The organism is Neobacillus drentensis (assembly GCF_036965245.1).
Taxonomy (GTDB): domain Bacteria; phylum Bacillota; class Bacilli; order Bacillales; family Cytobacillaceae; genus Neobacillus; species Neobacillus drentensis_G.
In genome coordinates this window covers 40,611-58,539 of record NZ_JBALPG010000021.1, presented here as the reverse complement: position 1 = coordinate 58,539, position 17,929 = coordinate 40,611, and the positions used below count along the sequence as shown (strand labels likewise).

The following is a 17,929-nucleotide window of genomic DNA, read 5'->3' as shown; positions in this document are numbered from 1 at the left end:
TCTATTTTAGCTGTTCCTTATTCAATTGAAAAGATAAATGAATATAATGGCTGACCACCATTATGAATTTCAACTTCCACATCAGCAAAGGTTTCTTTCACAAATTGTGCCAACTGGGTTACTTCATCTTCGGTCACGTCTTCACCATAAATGATGGTTAAGATTTCGGAATCCTCATCAAGCATCTTGGTTAAAAGGTCTTCTGCCACTTTCCCTTTATCTTTGTTTTTTACCACAATTTTACCTTCAGAAATTCCCATGAAATCATCTTTTTCAATTTCTAAGCCATCGATTGAGGTATCGCGGACTGCAAAGGTGATTTGACCAGTTTTAACATTCTGTAATGCTTCCTTCATCGCTGCTTCATTCGTATCTACATCTGCTGAAGGGTTGAATGCAAGCAATGCCGAAAGTCCTTGCGGAACAGTTTTAGATGGAATCACATAAATATCTTCATCTGAGACATCCTTAGCTTGTTCTGCGGCCATTATGATGTTTTTATTATTTGGTAAAATAAAAATCCTTTTCGCATGAACTTCCTTTACAGCTTTTACAATATCTTCCGTACTTGGATTCATTGTTTGGCCGCCTTCAATGACAGCATGCGCCCCAATACTTTTAAATAACTCTGCAATCCCTGATCCCATAGAAACCGTAACAATGCCATATTCCTGTAGTTCTTTTGAAGCCTTGGGACGATCTGAGACGAGTGCAGTTTGTGTTTCACCAACAATGTTGGAATGCTGCTGACGCATGTTTTCAATCTTCATATTAATTAAGTTGCCATAACGCTGACCATAAGATAATACTTCTCCCGGCTGTTCGGAGTGAATATGAACTTTAACTACATCCTCATCGGCAATTACCAATAACGAGTCCCCTAATTTACTTAGGTCATTTCGGAAAACAACTTCATTGAATGGATGTTTTGCAGTTTTGTCCTGTTCAAACCTAACCATAAATTCTGTACAATAGCCAAAAACAATATCTTCAGTGTTTATATGGCCTTGAACACTTTTATGATGTTCAGCACTAACCATTTCCGACATAGAAGGAAGCAGGTCTGATGATTCCGGCAGCTTTTCCCCTTTTAGTTCAGCGAGAAAACCTTCATAAACGAAAACAAGTCCTTGTCCACCGCTATCAACAACACCGACCTCCTTTAAAACAGGAAGCAGGTCTGGTGTACGCTTTAGGGATGCCTTTGCTTCTTTTAGTATTTCATCCATAATGACAATAATATCATCTGATTTTTGAGCAGCTTGAAGTCCCATTTTAGCAGAGTCCTTTGCTACTGTTAAAATGGTTCCTTCAACAGGCTTCATGACAGCTTTATAAGCTGTTTCTACTCCTGCCTCTAAGGCATTGGCAAAATCTTTCCCGGAAATTTTCGCTTTCGTTTCAACTGCCTTAGAAAATCCTCGAAATAGCTGTGAGAGAATGACACCTGAATTTCCGCGTGCTCCCATAAGCAAGCCTTTGGAAAGGGCTGTCCCTACTTTACCAATATGTTCCTGAACATTATTTTTTACTTCCTTCGCCCCGGAGGTCATTGATAAATTCATATTTGTTCCCGTATCACCGTCGGGCACAGGAAAAACGTTTAAGGCATCAACCATTTTTGCATTCACAGCTAAATGATTCGCACCTTGAATCACCATCTCTGCAAAACGTTTTCCATCTAATGCTGTTATTGACACAAACTTTCCTCCTAACTACAGGTTCGTCACACGAACTCCCTGAACGTAAATATTGACCGAGTCAACGGCAAGTCCAACTGTCTTATCGAGGGTGTATTTAACCTTTGATTGCACGTTGTTTGCAATTTCGGAAATTTTCGTTCCATAGCTGACAATAATGTACATATCAATATGTAATGCCTCATTTTCCTGGCGCACAATTACGCCCCGAGTAAAGTTTTCTTTTCTTAATATTTCCGTAATTCCATCTTTAATTTGATTCTTAGAGGCCATACCGACGATTCCATAACATTCGATTGCCGCTCCACCAGCAATCGTAGCAATTACTTCGTTTGAAATATCAATTTGTCCGTACTTTGTTTTTAATTCAATGGACATGAATCGTTCCCCCTTTGGAAAATTGCTCCTTGACTACAGTCATTTTACTATAGTCAATCCAATATTGAAAGTCATACCTGCCTGTTTACTATAAGAGCATTTATTTATTACCTATGTCAAGGATTTTTTCTTGAAAGGTTTACTATTGCATTCGGGTAAGTTGTATGATAAATTATTAAAGTATCTTAAGACTAGAAAATTTGCATTTGACAATTTTCTATATCCTGATAAAGCATCTTAATGATTGCTGTATAAAGCTTTGGGTAGTTAAGGAGGGAAATCATTATGCCACGTAAATGTGTAGTAACTGGAAAGAAAACAACAACTGGTAACGCACGTTCTCACGCTATGAACGCTAATAAGCGCACATGGGGTGCTAACCTACAAAAAGTTCGTATTCTTGTTGATGGAAAGCCTAAGCGTGTTTGGGTTTCTGCAAGAGCGTTAAGATCCGGTAAAGTAGAACGCGTATAATAAGACCTGAGCATCCTAAATTAGGGTGCTCTTTCTTTTTGGATAGGCGAAAAAACTTCTTGGGTGTTAAACAAATATTGAACAAAAAAGAACAATTTCCAACCTGATTCCATTACTATTCCCTATCGAACAAAATAAAAGCACCCAAATTTTTAATAGGTGCCTTTAGGAACATGAAAAATTTTACCATTCCGAAAAATTGTTAAAAATTCTATTCGTTCTTCTTAAACACACCAATCATCGCCCGGACTATTCCGCCTAAAAATCTTGGCAGTTTAATTGTATAAAATTTCATACTGTCCCTCCTCACAAATCTCCCCGGCTTATTCCATTTACCTTTTTCGTACGCCCTACCATTTTATTCAAACGAACGAAATTAGTACCTAATAGTAATGCCTATTAATCGTGACTTCTTATCACTATTAATATGCCTTCGGAAAATGAAAAAGTACCATAATCATTAATAAGTTCATTACTAATACATAGTGTTGATCCAAGGGAAATATGACGATTCTTCAAAGGAAATTTAAAGCCCTCTAGTGTTATATCACGGACATTTAGCGTTAAAGGCACAAAAGATACATATTTTTTATCTTTCATCCTAGTGATTTTATAACTTCCTGGCTCCTTTAAAAAGACTATATTATTCCGGTCAATTAAGCAGACATCAGCTGAATGTTTTTCTTTTAGCGGATTAAGCAGGAGGTGAACATTTGCAAATAAATGATCAAGTCTGCCGCCTGTTGCTCCAAACAAACGAATGGTCCTTGGTTCTTGATCTAATGCCCAGTTGAGGGCAAGTTCCATATCTGTTTCATCTTTCTCTGGTTTAAACCTCTTTAATTCTGTAACTTTGCTTTCAATAAAGTGTAACTCTTCCTGTGAAACGGAATCAAAATCACCAAAAGCAATCGCGGGTTTAATGTTTCTTTTTAGCAAATGAAAGACCCCGCGATCGACACCGACCCAGATGGCATTTTCCGCTTCAAATTCCGTTAAATCAGGCAGCAGTTCCACAGGGCCTCCAGCAAGAATATTAATAACCATTTTATTTACTCCTTTTCACTATGCAAAAAGCCGAGCATAATACCCGGCTTTCTTTCAGACTACCCTCTAATTAATGATATGGCTTTTGCGTAATCTGGTTGATTATAAATTGCCGAGCCTGCAACGAGGACATTGGCACCGGCTTCCATGCATTGTTTCGCTGTCTCTGGATTGACACCGCCATCAATTTCAATCTCCAGGTTTACTCCTTTTTGTTCAGCCATTTCCTTGACTTTTCTTATTTTCGGAAGAACCTCAGGAATGAATTTTTGACCCCCAAAACCAGGATTGACTGACATTAATAATACCATATCAATGTCCCCGATTACATGTTGAATGGATTCCACTGGAGTAGCCGGATTTAATACTACGCCAGCCTTGATCCCAAAAGATTTGATATTTTGAATGGTCCGATGAAGATGCCGGCATGCTTCCACGTGTACAGTAATATAATCCGCCCCCGCCTTAGCAAAGGCCTCAATATATTGATCAGGGTTTTCAATCATTAAGTGCACGTCTAGCGGCAGCTTCGTAATCGGACGAATAGCCTCAACAATAAGGGGTCCAATCGTTATATTCGGAACAAAATGACCATCCATGACATCAATATGAATGTAGTCTGCTCCTCCTTTTTCAACTGCTAGAATCTCTTCCCCCAATTTTGAAAAATCGGCAGAAAGAATTGAAGGTGCTATTTTTACCATGTTAATACCTCGGCTTTCTATCTTTAATTTCCTGTAGGAAATCCACATAATGTTCGTAACGATACTCGGGGATTTCACCGGACTCAACCGCTGACTTCACAGCACATTTTGGCTCTGTCACATGTAAACAGCCCCGAAATTTACAATTCTCACTCGCTCTTAGTAATTCAGGAAAGCAAAATGATAAATCTTCCGCTTCAATGTTGGTGAATTCCAATGAGCTAAAGCCCGGTGTATCGGCAATAAGTCCATTACCGATCTTCATGAGCTCCACATGTCTTGTTGTGTGCTTTCCTCTTCCAAGATGGGACGATATATCATTGGTTTTTAATTCAAGGTCAGGTCTTAAGACATTCAGTAATGATGACTTCCCCACACCTGATTGCCCGGCAAAGACAGATATTTTATTTTCTATATGTGGATTTAATTGTTCAATTCCTGCTTCAGTTTCAGAGGAAGTTAAAATTACTTCATAGCCAGCAGTTTTATATTGTTCAGCGTATTGTGAAATCATCTGCATTTGATCATTATTAGTAAGATCAATCTTGGTAATACAGATTAGTGGTTCAATGTGATTAAACTCGACCAAAACAAGAAAACGATCCAATAAAACCGTACTGAAGTCTGGCTCCACCGCAGAAAAAACAAGAATGGCCTGATCCACATTCGCTATCGGCGGTCGGATTAATTCATTTTTCCGCTCTTTCACTTCTAGAATGTAACCTTCCAAATCATTCTCAGCTTGAAAAACGACCTCATCCCCCACAAGCGGGGAAATTTTGTTTTTTCGAAATACTCCTCTTCCTCGACATTGGATTAAGTTCTCATCATGAAGAACATAATAAAAACCACTTAATGCTTTGACAATTTTTCCTTCAGGCATAGCCACACTCCTTGCCCTGTTACTTACCGTGTAATTACTTTTTCCCCTTTAGAATTTGAGCGTATTCATTCCTTTTTATTCAGTAGAATGCAATACTAACTATTCTGTTTCTGAATAGTATTTCTTCTCATCGAAAATGACCTGGGAATCACGAATGACTTTGTATCCGGCTTTTCCGCCATATGGAATTAATAATTTAATTGGTATTTTTTTATTTTCTGTTATATAAAAGGTATCTGCCGCCTCTGTCATGCTGTGTCCCATATCCTCAATGAATATTGTAACCAATTGTTTTTGGCCAGGCTGACCTGGAACAGCTGGTTCATATGGAATTGTTAGATCAATGATAACCTCTTTTGGAGGTTTTTCCTCTTTCCCTTTTGAAATGATTACCGTAACCTTGTCGCCCTTTTTCATTTCTGTACCTTTTACAGGTGATTGGGATATCACCATGCCTTTAGGAATTTTTTCATCAAATTGTTCTTGTGAGGCGTCTAAATTCAGTCCTACCAATGAAGCATAATCCTGAGCGCCTTGTAAATTGTATTGGGTTAAATCCTTTAATACAATTTTTTCCGGACCTTTGCTAACTTCAAACTCTAAGACTGTCTCCTCTGGAACAACCTTTTTCCCTCCAGAAGGATTTTGGTTGATAATGGTTCCTGGGTCACTGTCATCGGTCTTCTCAATTTTCTTTATATCTTTAAAATTCTGATTATCAAGTAAACGGAGAACATCTTCATACTGCCGTCCTACATAATCAGATAGTTCATATTTTTCTTTTCCTGAACTAATATATAGAGTGATTTTGGAATTTTCCTTTACCGTAGTGCCAATTTCCGGATTAGTCTTGATTATTCTTCCCTTTTTTACTTTTTCATCGATAATCTCAATTTTATTTCCTGCCGCTAATCCTTTTAGCTTAAGCTCGGAAATGGCATCATCTACATTCATACCACTTATATCTGGTATTTTCACGTCCTTTGCAGACATCATTCCAGGTAAAAATATAAAAGTTAATAATCCAAGAATGGCAAGTACTAGGAAGGTAGATATTAAGATAATCGGCCACTTTTTTCTTTTTTTATTTTTATCTTTTCCTTTTTTTTCTGCTTTTTTCGGATTAGGTACGGATTTTTCGTTACTATGCACTAATGTTTCATCTAGATTCTTTAGGGGCTGGTTATCTGTTATAACCGGTATTGCCTTTGTAGCTTCATTATCAATTGGGATGGAAAACTTTGGTTCATCCATCCTCTCCGGATTAAGTGCTGTTCGTAAATCTTCTTCCATTTCATCAACACTGTTATAACGATGAAATGGATCTTTGGCAGTAGCCTTTAGGACTATATTTTCAACACTTTGTGGAATAGCAGGGTTCCATCTTCTTACAGAAGGTGTTTCTGATTGAAGATGCTTCAAGGCAATTGATACAGCCGACTCCCCTGAAAACGGAAGCCTTCCTGTCAATAACTCAAACATCACAATCCCTAATGAATAAATATCAGACTTCCTGTTTGCCATTCCGCCTCTTGCTTGTTCTGGTGATAAATAATGAACCGAACCTAATACAGAATTGGTCTGTGTAATACTTGTAGCACTTAGTGCCATCGCAATACCAAAATCTGTAATTTTCACATTACCATCATGATCAACTAAAATATTATGTGGTTTTATATCACGATGAATAATATGGTTTTGATGGGCATGAGAAATCGCTGAAGTAAGTTGTCTCATGATTCCAATTGCATCTTCCACTCTTAATGGGGAATTTTGCTGTATGTATTGCTTAAGTGTGTGACCATCAACAAACTCCATTACAATATAATAAAGATCATTTTCCTCGCCAACATCGAAAATATTAACAATATTGGGATGAGCAAGGCTTGTTGCCGATTGTGCTTCGCGGTGAAATCTACGGATAAACTCCTCATCATTTGCAAAATCTAGCCGAAGCATTTTTACTGCTACATCGCGGTCAAGGATCATGTCATGGGCAAGGTAGACGTTGGCCATGCCGCCTCCACCAATCATATCGAGAATTTTATAACGGCCGCTAATTCTTTTCCCAATTAACATTTATCTTCACCCTCTTTCATTATGATCATCAAACTCTAGTATGATAAGGGTGATGTTGTCTTCTCCACCATTTTCATTTGCCAAGTTAATCAGTGATGAAGCCTTTATTTCCAGTGAGTCCTCAGTTTGAAGTATAGAAACCATCTCTTCTTCTTTTACTTTATTCGACAATCCATCAGAACATAAAAGAAGGATGTCTCCTTCCTCAAACATAATCGTTTTAGTATCTATTCTTACATCCGGCTCAGTACCTATTGCACGTAAGATAACATTTTTTCTCGGATGATGCTCGGCATCCTCCCTGGATATTTGCCCTGTTCGCACTAATTCATTTACAAGTGTATGATCTTCAGTCAACTGCTGAAACCCGCTATCATTGAAAATATAACAACGACTGTCACCAACATGGGCAATCGTAGCAAAATGATTTGTGGCAATCACAGCTTCAATCGTTGTGCCCATACCATCACATTCTTCATTGTTATTTGCATGTTCAAAAACCAATTGATTTACCTCGAGAATATGAGTTTGAAGCCATTTTTCAGCATCGTCTGCCGTTTGAAAACCTTCTGCTTGTTCCCACAATTCTTGCAAATGGGTCACGCTCATTTTACTTGCCACATCACCGGCTCGGTGGCCGCCCATACCATCTGCTACAATGGCTAGGCGCTGACCATCCCGGTTGACAAAAGTTCCACCGCTGTCCTCATTATTTTGGCGAACTCTGCCTTTATCCGTCTTATAAACAGCCTTCACTATCGTCACCTCGTCTCCTCTTTCCGCTCCTTTGCACGAAGTTGTCCACATGCTGCATCAATATCATGACCGTGCTCTCTGCGAATTGTCACATTAATCCCACGTTTTTTCAATGTTTTTTCGAAAGCAAAAATTTTGTCTCTGGGTGTACGTACATAGTCCCTTTCAGGAACATAGTTAACCGGAATAAGATTCACATGGCATTTGATTCCTTTTAATAGTTCTGACAACTCCTCTGCATGCTCAGTTGAATCATTCACACCGCCAAAAAGTCCGTATTCAAAGCTAATTCGGCGTCCAGTCTTATCGATATAATACCGTACCGCTTTCATTAAGTCATCAAGTTTATACGCCTTGTTAATCGGCATTAACTTTGATCGTAATTCCGTATTAGGAGCGTGCAAGGAAATAGCAAAATTTATTTGCGTCTTTTCATCAGCAAATTGATAAATTTTTGGGACGATTCCACTTGTCGAAACAGTGATATGGCGAGCCCCAATATTTAGTGCTTTGTCATGATTAATGATTTTTAAAAAGGCAAGCATGTTGTCGTAGTTATCGAACGGCTCACCGATCCCCATAATCACCACTGAGTCCACTCGCTCTTCTGTTTCATCAAGAGCCTGCTGCACTTTGACCACCTGTGCAACAATTTCTCCTGCTTCGAGGTGTCTTTTTAAGCCGCCAAGTGTAGAGGCACAAAAGGTGCAGCCAATCCGGCAGCCAACCTGTGTTGTAACACATACAGAGTTTCCATAATCATGGCGCATTAGCACTGTTTCAATTGAGTATCCATCCTGAAGCTCGAATAAGAATTTAATCGTTCCATCAGAGGATGTTTGTTGGATGACTGTATTTAATGTGGTAATTTGAAAATGACTCGATAGCTTTTCTCTCAAGCCATTAGATAAATTGCTCATGTCTTCAAAAGCAGTAATTCTTTTTTTATAAAGCCAATCGTATATTTGTTCAGCACGAAACGGCTTTTCTCCATTCTCTGACAGCCAGTTTTTTAATTCGTGAAGCTCCAGTGAGTATATAGATTTTTTCTTTATGTCCATTGTTGTTTTTGTCTCAGTTGTATTCAATTGTTCCAACTTTCACACCTTCTTTCTTAATGCTGCAATATAAAAACCATCTGATCCAAAATCCTGAGGGAATATTTGCAGATCATTGCCCATTACTAATGGTTGAATGGCTTTAGGCATCCTGCTTTTAAACGATTCATCGCTTTCGAACTCAGGATTATTTTCTAAAAATGTCTTTACTGTGTATTCATTTTCTTGTTTATCTACTGTACATGTACTATAAACAAGTATGCCGCCATTTTTCAATAATGGAGCAACAGATGTTAGCAGCTGTTGCTGAATTTTACTTAAACGGCCAATATCCTGTTCTGTTTTTGTATATTTCATGTCAGGCTTCCTTCTCATCACGCCAAGGCCAGAGCACGGAGCATCGAGTAGAATTCGATTGAATGATTCATCCTTGAACTTTTCCCGTAAAAGTCTTGAATCCGAAACATTTGTTTTTATATTTGATAATCCTAACCGTCGGGCATTATCATTGATTAATTTTACTTTGTGCTGATGAAGATCAACGGAGATTACTTCACCCGTATTTTGCATTTTTTCAGCGATATGTGTACTTTTACCTCCGGGCGCTGCACAAGCATCCAGGACAAATTCATTTTGCTCTGCGCCTAATGCATAGGCGGCAAGCATCGAACTTTCATCTTGTATTGTTAACAATCCATATTTAAAGGCAATTGTGGAAGCTAAGTTTCCCTTTAGCGACCTTATCGCCTCAGGAATGATGGGACTTTTTTCGATTTGAAAACCATCTTCTTCTAGAATTGCCACACATTCGTCTCTAGAAATCTTTGTGAGATTCACTCTTGCTGTTTGCAATGGTGCTGTTAAGTTAATTTCACACATTTCTTTTATTTTGTCATAACCAAATTGGTGAATCCACCTGCTCACAAGCCATAAAGGGTGACTCGTTTCAAGTGATAATCTTTCGGCAGGGTCAGAAACCTCACTAAAAGATGGGAGTCCTTCTCTCTGAATGCTTCTTAATACTCCATTTACCAAACTGGCGATTCCTTTATGGCCGCGTTTTTTGGCAATTTCCACCGCTTCGTAAATAGCGGCTCTATCTGGAATTCGATCAAGGTAAACCATTTGGTATAGCGTGAGTCTAAGTAAATGGTGGATCCAACTCGCTAGCTTCTTATTGTCTTTAATGAATGGCTTTAAAAAGAAGTCTAGCGCCATTTGTCTTTGTAATGTTCCATAAGTTAACTCTGTTAGTAAGCCGACGTCGATTGCGGACAAATCGTTTTTTTCAATCACATTGTTAAGAAGCAAATTGCTGTATGATTGATTTTTCTCAATTGTTACAAGAAGATCCATGGCGATGGCACGTACATTTTTTTTTGTAGAAGTCATCTTATTCTCCCAGCCTGCTGCCTAATGAAATTTTTGAACCCGCACCCCGTAAAAATTGTTCACAAGACATTTTAGTTTTCCCGGAAGGCTGTAGTTCGATGATTTTAATTGCAGTTTCATTACCCGTGCTAACCGTAAAGCCATCTGAATCTATTTTTATAATGGTTCCAGGCTCTTGTCTCTTTAAGTCAGATGTCTTTTCGGTCCGCCATATTTTTATGACCTGGCCCTCCATCGTAGTAAATGCAACGGGCCACGGATTTAACCCACGGACATGATTATAGATTTCTTCCCCCGTTTTCTCCCAGATAATCTTTTCCTGCTCTCGCTTAATGTTTGAAGCAAATGTAGCTTCCGCCTCATTTTGCGGTTTTGGAGTAAGGCGACCTGCCAATAATAGCGGCAAGGTTTCTGATAATAATTTTGACCCTGCAGCACTTAACTTTTCATGAAGGGTACCGACATTGTCGTCTTCAGTTATGGGTAATTCTACACTCGTTAACATATCTCCGGCATCTAATTTTTCGACCATATACATGATTGTAACACCGGTCTTCTTTTTCCCTTGCATGATGGCGTAATGAATCGGAGCGCCGCCGCGAAGCTCAGGCAATAGGGATGCGTGAACATTAATACAACCGAATTTAGGTGCATCCAACAGCTTTTTCGGTAAAATTTGCCCAAATGCAGCAGTAACAATTAAATCCGGCTGTAATGAAAGGATTTTCGCAAGCTCTTCTTCTTGGCGAATTTTTTCCGGTTGAAAGACGGGGATCCCATTTTTTAATGCCTCCACCTTTACAGGTGGTGGTGTTAACACTTTTTTTCTTCCAACCGGCCTGTCAGGCTGGGTTACAACACCAATGACCTCATGGCCATCATGAATGATTTGCCGTAAGACAGGTACGGAAAAATCAGGGGTTCCCATAAAAACTATTTTCGTCATTCACTTTCTACTCCTTTTAACTCGTCTTCCTCTAGGTATCTCGTTACTTTTGTGGTAAATAATATTCCGTCAAGATGGTCGATTTCATGCTGAATGGCTCTTGCTAAGAATCCTTCTGCTTCGAGGGCATATTTCCTGCCTTTCCGGTCAAAGGCTTCAATCTTCACAAAATCAGGTCGCGTCACTTCTCCAAATAGTCCGGGAAAACTTAAACATCCTTCTGGCCCTGTTTGCTCGCCCGATGTTTTCAAGATGCGGGGGTTAATCATTTCAATTGTTCCTTGTTCATCGTCAATATCCACAATAGCTATACGCTCATCTAGACCAATTTGTGGAGCAGCTAGTCCGACCCCATCATACTCAATCATTGTGTCGTACATATCATCAAGAATTTTTGCCAGCTTCCGATCAAACTTCACTACTTCCGTGCAGGTTTGCTCGAGAATATCAGCTGGGTGGATAACAATTTTTCGTATCGCCAAGTCTGTTCCTCCATTATGCCAATCTTATGTTAGCAGCTTAATTTTTTTAATATTTTTCTAAATATCATTTTCACCTAAAAATCGATTTCATAACCTTTTTATAGCTGGAATCTCCTATGTGTTTACATTAAAATATGTGGATTTACATCTATAGAAACCTGCAAACCAATTTTCGTATCTTTTTGGTATTGATCAAGGATAGTTTTTAGAGTATTTATTAGATTCGGTTCCCGTTTGTATTTTATCAGACATTGGTAGCGATATCTATTATTAATCCTAGGTATTGGTGAGGCAGCAGGTCCTAAGACAACTGCTTCCTTTGAAACGTGCGCGCGAACATAGCTTACAATTTTCTCCATCTCAGACACAACTGTGACCAGCTGCTCATGGCTGACCGTTATGAGAGATAGATAATAGAATGGTGGATAATGATGCATTTTTCGAATCATCATTTCCCGCTGATAAAAAAGATCATAGTCATGGTGACTAGCAAGCTCTATGCTGTAATGTTCAGGTGTATACGTTTGAATGATGACCTCTCCTGGCAATTGATGGCGTCCTGCGCGCCCGCTAACCTGAGTCAACAGTTGGAAGGTTTTTTCAGATGCCCGGAAATCAGGTAAATGCAGCATCGTATCAGCTGAAAGCACGCCTACTAACGTTATGTTTGGAAAATCCAATCCTTTAGCAATCATTTGCGTACCTAATAAAATATCTGCTTTTCCATCCTTAAAATCAGTTAATAGTCTCTCGTGTGAACCCTTTCGTCCTGTTGTATCAACATCCATTCGAATGACCCTTGCTTCAGGAAGAATTTTTCCAAGCTCCTCCTCTACCTTTTGTGTCCCTGTTCCAAAATAGCGGATATATTCACTATTACACTCGGGACAATGCTTCGGTACAAAACTTTCATAGCCGCAATAATGGCATTTCATTTGCTCAGTTACACGATGGTATGTCAGCGAGATGTCACAGTTCGGGCAATTCATCACATAGCCGCAGTCTCTGCACATCACAAAGGAAGAATGACCACGTTTATTTAAAAATAAAACAGACTGTTGCTTTTTCTCGATTCGATCTTTTAGCATTTCAAACAGCTTCCTCGAAAACATCGAGCGATTGCCATCACGGAGTTCCTCTCTCATATCAATGATCTCCACGGCAGGCAGGTTCTGATTGTTCATCCGGTTAGGAAGTGATAATAGATGGTACACCTTTTTTTGTGCTCTGGCAAATGACTCGAGCGATGGGGTGGCACTGCCAAGTACAACCGGACAGTTATAGTTTAAAGCTCGTTCAACCGCCACATCTCTTGCATGATAGCGAGGCATTTCTTCCTGCTTATAGCTTGTTTCATGTTCCTCATCGATAATAATGATGCCGATATTTTCAAATGGAGCAAAAATCGCGGATCGTGCTCCAACAACGACTTTAACTTCCTTGCGCTGAATTTTCCGCCATTCATCATATTTTTCCCCAGCTGACAAGCCACTGTGTAAAACAGCCACTAAGTCTCCAAATCTTCCTTTAAAACGATTAACCATCTGCGGGGTGAGCGAAATTTCTGGTACAAGGACGATTGCTTCCTGGCCTTTTTCAATGACTTCTTGTATAGATTGTAAGTAAATTTCAGTTTTCCCGCTCCCCGTGACACCATAAAGTAAAAACACCTCATGATGATTCTGTTCAATTGCATTAAGAATCGGTTCGATAGCTGTTTGCTGTGCCTCCGTTAAAGGCAACGGCATCGTTCGTTCAAATGTTCGATGTTCAAAGGGATTACGATAAACCTCCATTTCGAACTCAGTCAGCAGCTTTTTTTCAACAAGGGCCTTTACCGTTGATGCTGAAGTTTTAACATCGGCTACAAGTTTCTTTAATTCAACCTCATTGAAATGCCTAGAAAAATAGCGTAATACTTGCCTTTGCTTTTCCGCATTTGCAGGGATCCGTTCTATTTCGTTATTTAATTCTGTAAGCGGTACGTTTGGGCGGACATATTTTCGCTTTTTTTTCTTAACCCGTTCCTTGACCATATAAATCACTTCTAGATGCCCTTTTGCTGCTTCTCTTTGTAACTGGGGAACTATTGCCTTTTTCAGAGCATCATCCCAGTCAAGCATATCAGCATTTTCAAAAAAAGCTTGAAGCGTTTCGGGTAGATCCTTGACGGCTAACCCATCAGCAAGCCTTACCTTTTTTTCGTATTTTGCTTTTAATGCCGCAGGCAGCATGACTTGATAGGCAAAAATTTTAAAGCAGAGGGTACTTTCAGTCAGCCAGTCACCGAGCTTCAATAATTCCTGGTTTAAAACAGGTTCTAAATCCATCGGCTCAATAATATTTCTTAACTTCTCAAACTCTGATTCTGCTTTTAAATCGACGACAAATCCTTGGATATTTCTCGGGCCAAATGGAACAATTACCCTCATTCCCGGCTGAATGACTCCACGCCATTGTTCTGGAATAAAATAATCGAAAGGCCTATCCGTTTGTTTTGTCGGAACATCCACAATTACACTAGCAATTTCCATTTTGATCCATATCCTTCAAAAGTGAAGTAACTTCTTCGATAATCCTTCTTGCAACATCTGCTTTTGACATAAGTGGCAATTCGGTAATCTCTCCGGAACGCTTAAAAAGGGTGACAATGTTTGTATTTGTCCCGAAACCGGCACCCGTTGCTTTCACATTATTCGCCACAATCATATCAGCATTTTTCTTCGTTAATTTTTTTCCGGCATATTCTTGCAGATTTTCAGTCTCTGCGGCAAAGCCTACAAGTACTTGATTCTTTTTTCTTTGCCCCAGTTCGAATAGAATATCTTTTGTTCTTTCAAGAGCGATACTTGCGTCGCCTGCTTGCTTTTTCACCTTCTGATCATAGGTAACTTTTGGACGATAGTCAGCGACTGCTGCAGTTTTAATTACAATATCCGCTGATTCATAGTATTTCAACACGGCGTTATACATTTCGTCTGCAGTCTCTACCTTTACTAGTTCCACACCGGCAGGTGCTGCTATTTGGACAGGTCCGGAAATTAAGACAACATCAGCACCTTGTTTTTTCGCTTCTTCAGCAATGGCAAAGCCCATTTTTCCAGTTGAATGATTGGAGATAAAGCGGACTGGGTCAATTTTTTCCCTTGTAGGACCTGCGGTAACGACCACCGTTTTTCCTGTAAGATGTCTTCGTTCATCTTTGGCAAAAAATCTTTGGATCAACTCTACAATTTTTTCAGGCTCTTCCAGGCGTCCCCTGCCGACATAACCACAGGCTAGATAACCTTCGCTTGGTTCGATAAATTGATACCCATACTCAGCCAAAATGGATAGGTTTTTTTTCACTGCAGGATGGTCATACATATGCACATTCATAGCAGGAGCAATCCACACAGGTGCGGTTGCAGCAAGCAATGTGGTCGTAATCATATTATCAGCAATTCCGGCAGCTATTTTGGCAATCGTATTGGCAGTTGCAGGGGCAATCAAAATTAAATCTGCCCAGTCAGCCAAATCAATATGGGCAATTACATGAGGATTTTTTTCATCAAAGGTATCAGTAAATACTTCATTGCGGGATAATGCCTGAAAGGTTAAAGGGGTAACAAATTTTTCTGCAGATTCACTTAAAATCACCTTAACTTTTGCCCCAGCTTGAACAAGTTTACTTGTTAAGGCTGCTGCTTTATACACAGCAATACCTCCCGTAACACATAATAAAATTTTTTTATCCTTGATCATCACCTTAAATCCCTCACTTCTCGTCCACGTTATCTTCTTTTTATTATGCTAGAACTGCATTAAATTTTCATCATTTTCCTTTCATTTTTGACAAATTTCCTGAAAGGCAAATAAAAAAGGCTGACACTTTTAGGAGTTTTCCTTTGTTGTCAGTCCTTCTTTCATGCTTTGATCTATTTCATGCAAAGCCTCAATGATTACTCAGCAGATGTTTCAGCTTTTTTGGAAATACGATAGGTAAGCTCACCACTATAAATTTCCTCTAATGCTCTTCCAACACATTTATAGGAAACATATTTTGGTAATCTTTCGTCTCTTACCTGTGACATTACACGTGCACGCTTCGCGGCAACGGAGACAAGGGAATATTTTGAATCAATTTTTTCTAGTAGTGAATCAATAGACGGATATAACATATTATTCAACCTCCAGCAATTTTTTATAGCGATGTTCTACTCTTTCTCTGCGGCAATGCTCAGCTGTTACAATCGCCTTCACACGTTCACATGCGAGTTTCACCTGGTCATTTTCAACGACATAATCATATAATTCCATCATTTCAATTTCTTCACGTGCAGATAACATTCGATTTTGAATGATATCCTCTGTTTCTGTTCCTCTAGTCACAATACGATTCTTTAATTCGGTTAGACTCGGCGGCATCAAGAAAATAAATAACCCTTCAGGAAATTTTTCCCGCACCTGACGGGCACCCTTTACTTCAATTTCTAAAAAAACATCTTTCCCGGCATCTAAAGTTTCACGGACATAATCAACGGGGGTACCGTAATAGTTACCGACAAATTCAGCGTACTCTAAAAGCTTTCCCTGCTCGATTAAATGTTCAAATTCTTCTCTTGTTTTAAAAAAATAATCTATCCCATTCACTTCCCCCGCGCGTGGTACGCGAGTTGTCATAGAAATCGAGTATTCAAAAGCTGTTTCGGGATGTGAAAAAATTTCTTTTCGAACCGTTCCTTTTCCAACCCCAGACGGCCCGGAAAGTACAATCAGCAATCCTTTTTCCTGCATATTTTAAAATCCTACCCTTCATCAATAGTTTCATCACGGTCCGTTAAGCGATTGGCAACCGTTTCAGGCTGTACAGCTGATAGAATGACATGGTCACTATCCATGACGATCACTGCTCTTGTACGTCGTCCGTATGTAGCATCTATTAACGAGCCCCGATCCCGGGCATCCTGGATAATTCTTTTAATTGGTGCTGATTCCGGGCTGACAATGGAAATAATACGATTGGCAGAAACGATATTCCCAAATCCAATATTAATTAATTTAATCGACATGGTCACTCATCCAATCATCAATAATATATTTTGACCGTGTTAAACAGTTTCTAAACAAGTCCTATTCGATATTCTGAACCTGTTCTTTCAACTTTTCAAGTAAACTTTTTATCTCGACAACCTTTTTAGCGATATTGGAATCATTTGCTTTTGATCCAATCGTATTCGCTTCTCTGTTCATTTCCTGAACGATAAAATCGAGTTTTCTGCCAATAGGCTCTTGATCATTTAAAGTTAGCAAGAATTGTTGAATATGGCTTTTTAAGCGGGTAATTTCTTCATTAATATCTGCTTTATCAGCAAAAACAGCTACTTCTGTTAAAATTCGCGTTTCATCTAATTGCCCATTGACAAACTCCTGCATCCTTTTCGTAAGTCGCTCTTTAAAAGATTGAACAACAAGCGGAGCATATTTCTGAAGCTCAAATACATTTACCTCTAATTGGGATGAAATAGCAAGCAAATCTTTTTTCAATTCTTCCCCTTCGGCCATTCGCATTTTTCTAAGTAATATCACGGCTTCTTCCACAGCAGAAAGAACTAAATTCTCAATTTCTTCATTACCAGCTTCACTTTCTTCAATATGTAAGAGGTCTGTTCGATTAAGCAAATCCCTTAGAGTAATTGTTCCTTCAATCCCATATTTACTTCGCGCCTGCTCGATGAACTGATAATATTCTTCAATCAGCTTCCAATCAACGTGAACTTTGCGGCTGACGACCCCTTCTCCTTCAACACTTACATAAACCTCTACCCTGCCGCGGCGGATATACTGATTAAGTTTCTTTTTTATTTTATCTTCTATTTTTAAAAGCTGTCTTGGCATCCGAATATTTATTTCAGAAAATCGGTGATTGACTGTTTTTACTTCCACATTTACTGAGAAGGCTCCTGAGACGGCCTTTCCTCTGCCAAAGCCTGTCATACTTATAACCATTACGTGCACATCCAATCTTTGAAAAATGATCGGCTTTCTATG

Annotated in this window: 19 protein-coding genes; 1 reads left to right on the top strand and 18 read right to left on the bottom strand. The window is 39.2% G+C overall.

The genetic code is table 11. From position 1 onward, the window contains the following. Positions 1-17 precede the first annotated feature (17 nt). Together V7150_RS05815 and V7150_RS05810 are read right to left on the bottom strand one after the other, a co-directional pair. Positions 18-1,700: a DAK2 domain-containing protein gene (locus V7150_RS05815; protein ID WP_335514763.1), complete on the bottom strand. Its 1,683-nt coding sequence runs from the start codon at positions 1,698-1,700 to the stop codon at positions 18-20. Between the two features lie 15 nt (positions 1,701-1,715). Then, positions 1,716-2,078: an Asp23/Gls24 family envelope stress response protein gene (locus tag V7150_RS05810; protein WP_283922595.1), complete on the bottom strand. Its 363-nt coding sequence runs from the start codon at positions 2,076-2,078 to the stop codon at positions 1,716-1,718. Between the two features lie 285 nt (positions 2,079-2,363). Here V7150_RS05810 and rpmB point away from each other — a divergent pair, with 285 nt between their 5' ends. Next, the gene (rpmB, locus tag V7150_RS05805) at positions 2,364-2,552 is read left to right on the top strand and encodes a 50S ribosomal protein L28 (RefSeq protein WP_007087786.1); all 189 of its coding nucleotides are present in this window, start codon (positions 2,364-2,366) and stop codon (positions 2,550-2,552) included. Positions 2,553-2,763: 211 nt separating this feature from the next. Here rpmB and spoVM read toward each other — a convergent pair whose 3' ends face one another. From spoVM to V7150_RS05725, 16 genes are all read right to left on the bottom strand, one after another. Next, positions 2,764-2,847, bottom strand: a complete 84-nt coding sequence (gene spoVM, locus V7150_RS05800) for a stage V sporulation protein SpoVM (RefSeq protein WP_308184389.1) — start codon at positions 2,845-2,847, stop codon at positions 2,764-2,766. A 104-nt stretch (positions 2,848-2,951) separates the two neighbouring features. After that, positions 2,952-3,599 carry a thiamine diphosphokinase gene (locus tag V7150_RS05795; RefSeq protein ID WP_335514758.1) on the bottom strand — a complete coding sequence of 216 codons (648 nt, stop codon included), beginning with the start codon at positions 3,597-3,599 and terminating at the stop codon, positions 2,952-2,954. 59 nt (positions 3,600-3,658) lie between these two features. After that, entirely contained in the window at positions 3,659-4,303 is a 645-nt protein-coding gene (gene rpe / locus V7150_RS05790; protein WP_335514755.1) for a ribulose-phosphate 3-epimerase, read from the bottom strand. A 1-nt stretch (position 4,304) separates the two neighbouring features. Then, positions 4,305-5,186 carry a ribosome small subunit-dependent GTPase A gene (gene rsgA / locus V7150_RS05785; protein ID WP_335514753.1) on the bottom strand — a complete coding sequence of 294 codons (882 nt, stop codon included), beginning with the start codon at positions 5,184-5,186 and terminating at the stop codon, positions 4,305-4,307. A gap of 99 nt (positions 5,187-5,285) precedes the next feature. Further along, the gene (gene pknB / locus V7150_RS05780) at positions 5,286-7,265 is read right to left on the bottom strand and encodes a Stk1 family PASTA domain-containing Ser/Thr kinase (protein WP_335514751.1); all 1,980 of its coding nucleotides are present in this window, start codon (positions 7,263-7,265) and stop codon (positions 5,286-5,288) included. 6 nt (positions 7,266-7,271) lie between these two features. Further along, positions 7,272-8,021, bottom strand: coding sequence for a Stp1/IreP family PP2C-type Ser/Thr phosphatase (locus V7150_RS05775; RefSeq protein ID WP_335514946.1), 750 nt, complete (start codon positions 8,019-8,021; stop codon positions 7,272-7,274). A gap of 5 nt (positions 8,022-8,026) precedes the next feature. Beyond that, positions 8,027-9,118: a 23S rRNA (adenine(2503)-C(2))-methyltransferase RlmN gene (gene rlmN / locus V7150_RS05770; RefSeq protein ID WP_335514748.1), complete on the bottom strand. Its 1,092-nt coding sequence runs from the start codon at positions 9,116-9,118 to the stop codon at positions 8,027-8,029. Positions 9,119-9,121: 3 nt separating this feature from the next. Beyond that, on the bottom strand, positions 9,122-10,471 hold the full coding sequence (gene rsmB / locus V7150_RS05765; protein ID WP_335514744.1) for a 16S rRNA (cytosine(967)-C(5))-methyltransferase RsmB: 1,350 nt from the start codon (positions 10,469-10,471) through the stop codon (positions 9,122-9,124). 1 nt (position 10,472) lies between these two features. Beyond that, positions 10,473-11,417 carry a methionyl-tRNA formyltransferase gene (gene fmt / locus V7150_RS05760; RefSeq protein WP_335514741.1) on the bottom strand — a complete coding sequence of 315 codons (945 nt, stop codon included), beginning with the start codon at positions 11,415-11,417 and terminating at the stop codon, positions 10,473-10,475. Beyond that, on the bottom strand, positions 11,414-11,899 hold the full coding sequence (gene def / locus V7150_RS05755) for a peptide deformylase (RefSeq protein WP_335514738.1): 486 nt from the start codon (positions 11,897-11,899) through the stop codon (positions 11,414-11,416). Before def ends, fmt begins: the two co-directional genes overlap by 4 nt. A gap of 122 nt (positions 11,900-12,021) precedes the next feature. After that, positions 12,022-14,433, bottom strand: a complete 2,412-nt coding sequence (gene priA, locus V7150_RS05750) for a primosomal protein N' (protein ID WP_335514735.1) — start codon at positions 14,431-14,433, stop codon at positions 12,022-12,024. After that, entirely contained in the window at positions 14,420-15,643 is a 1,224-nt protein-coding gene (coaBC, locus tag V7150_RS05745; protein WP_335514732.1) for a bifunctional phosphopantothenoylcysteine decarboxylase/phosphopantothenate--cysteine ligase CoaBC, read from the bottom strand. Before coaBC ends, priA begins: the two co-directional genes overlap by 14 nt. Positions 15,644-15,840: 197 nt before the next feature. Next, on the bottom strand, positions 15,841-16,059 hold the full coding sequence (gene rpoZ / locus V7150_RS05740; protein WP_283922584.1) for a DNA-directed RNA polymerase subunit omega: 219 nt from the start codon (positions 16,057-16,059) through the stop codon (positions 15,841-15,843). Between the two features lies 1 nt (position 16,060). Next, on the bottom strand, positions 16,061-16,675 hold the full coding sequence (gene gmk / locus V7150_RS05735) for a guanylate kinase (RefSeq protein WP_335514728.1): 615 nt from the start codon (positions 16,673-16,675) through the stop codon (positions 16,061-16,063). A gap of 11 nt (positions 16,676-16,686) precedes the next feature. Beyond that, a complete protein-coding gene (gene remA, locus V7150_RS05730) occupies positions 16,687-16,950 on the bottom strand; it encodes an extracellular matrix/biofilm regulator RemA (protein ID WP_283922582.1) in 264 nt (87 codons plus the stop codon). Between the two features lie 61 nt (positions 16,951-17,011). Further along, positions 17,012-17,887, bottom strand: a complete 876-nt coding sequence (locus V7150_RS05725) for a YicC/YloC family endoribonuclease (protein WP_335514724.1) — start codon at positions 17,885-17,887, stop codon at positions 17,012-17,014. Positions 17,888-17,929 lie beyond the last annotated feature (42 nt).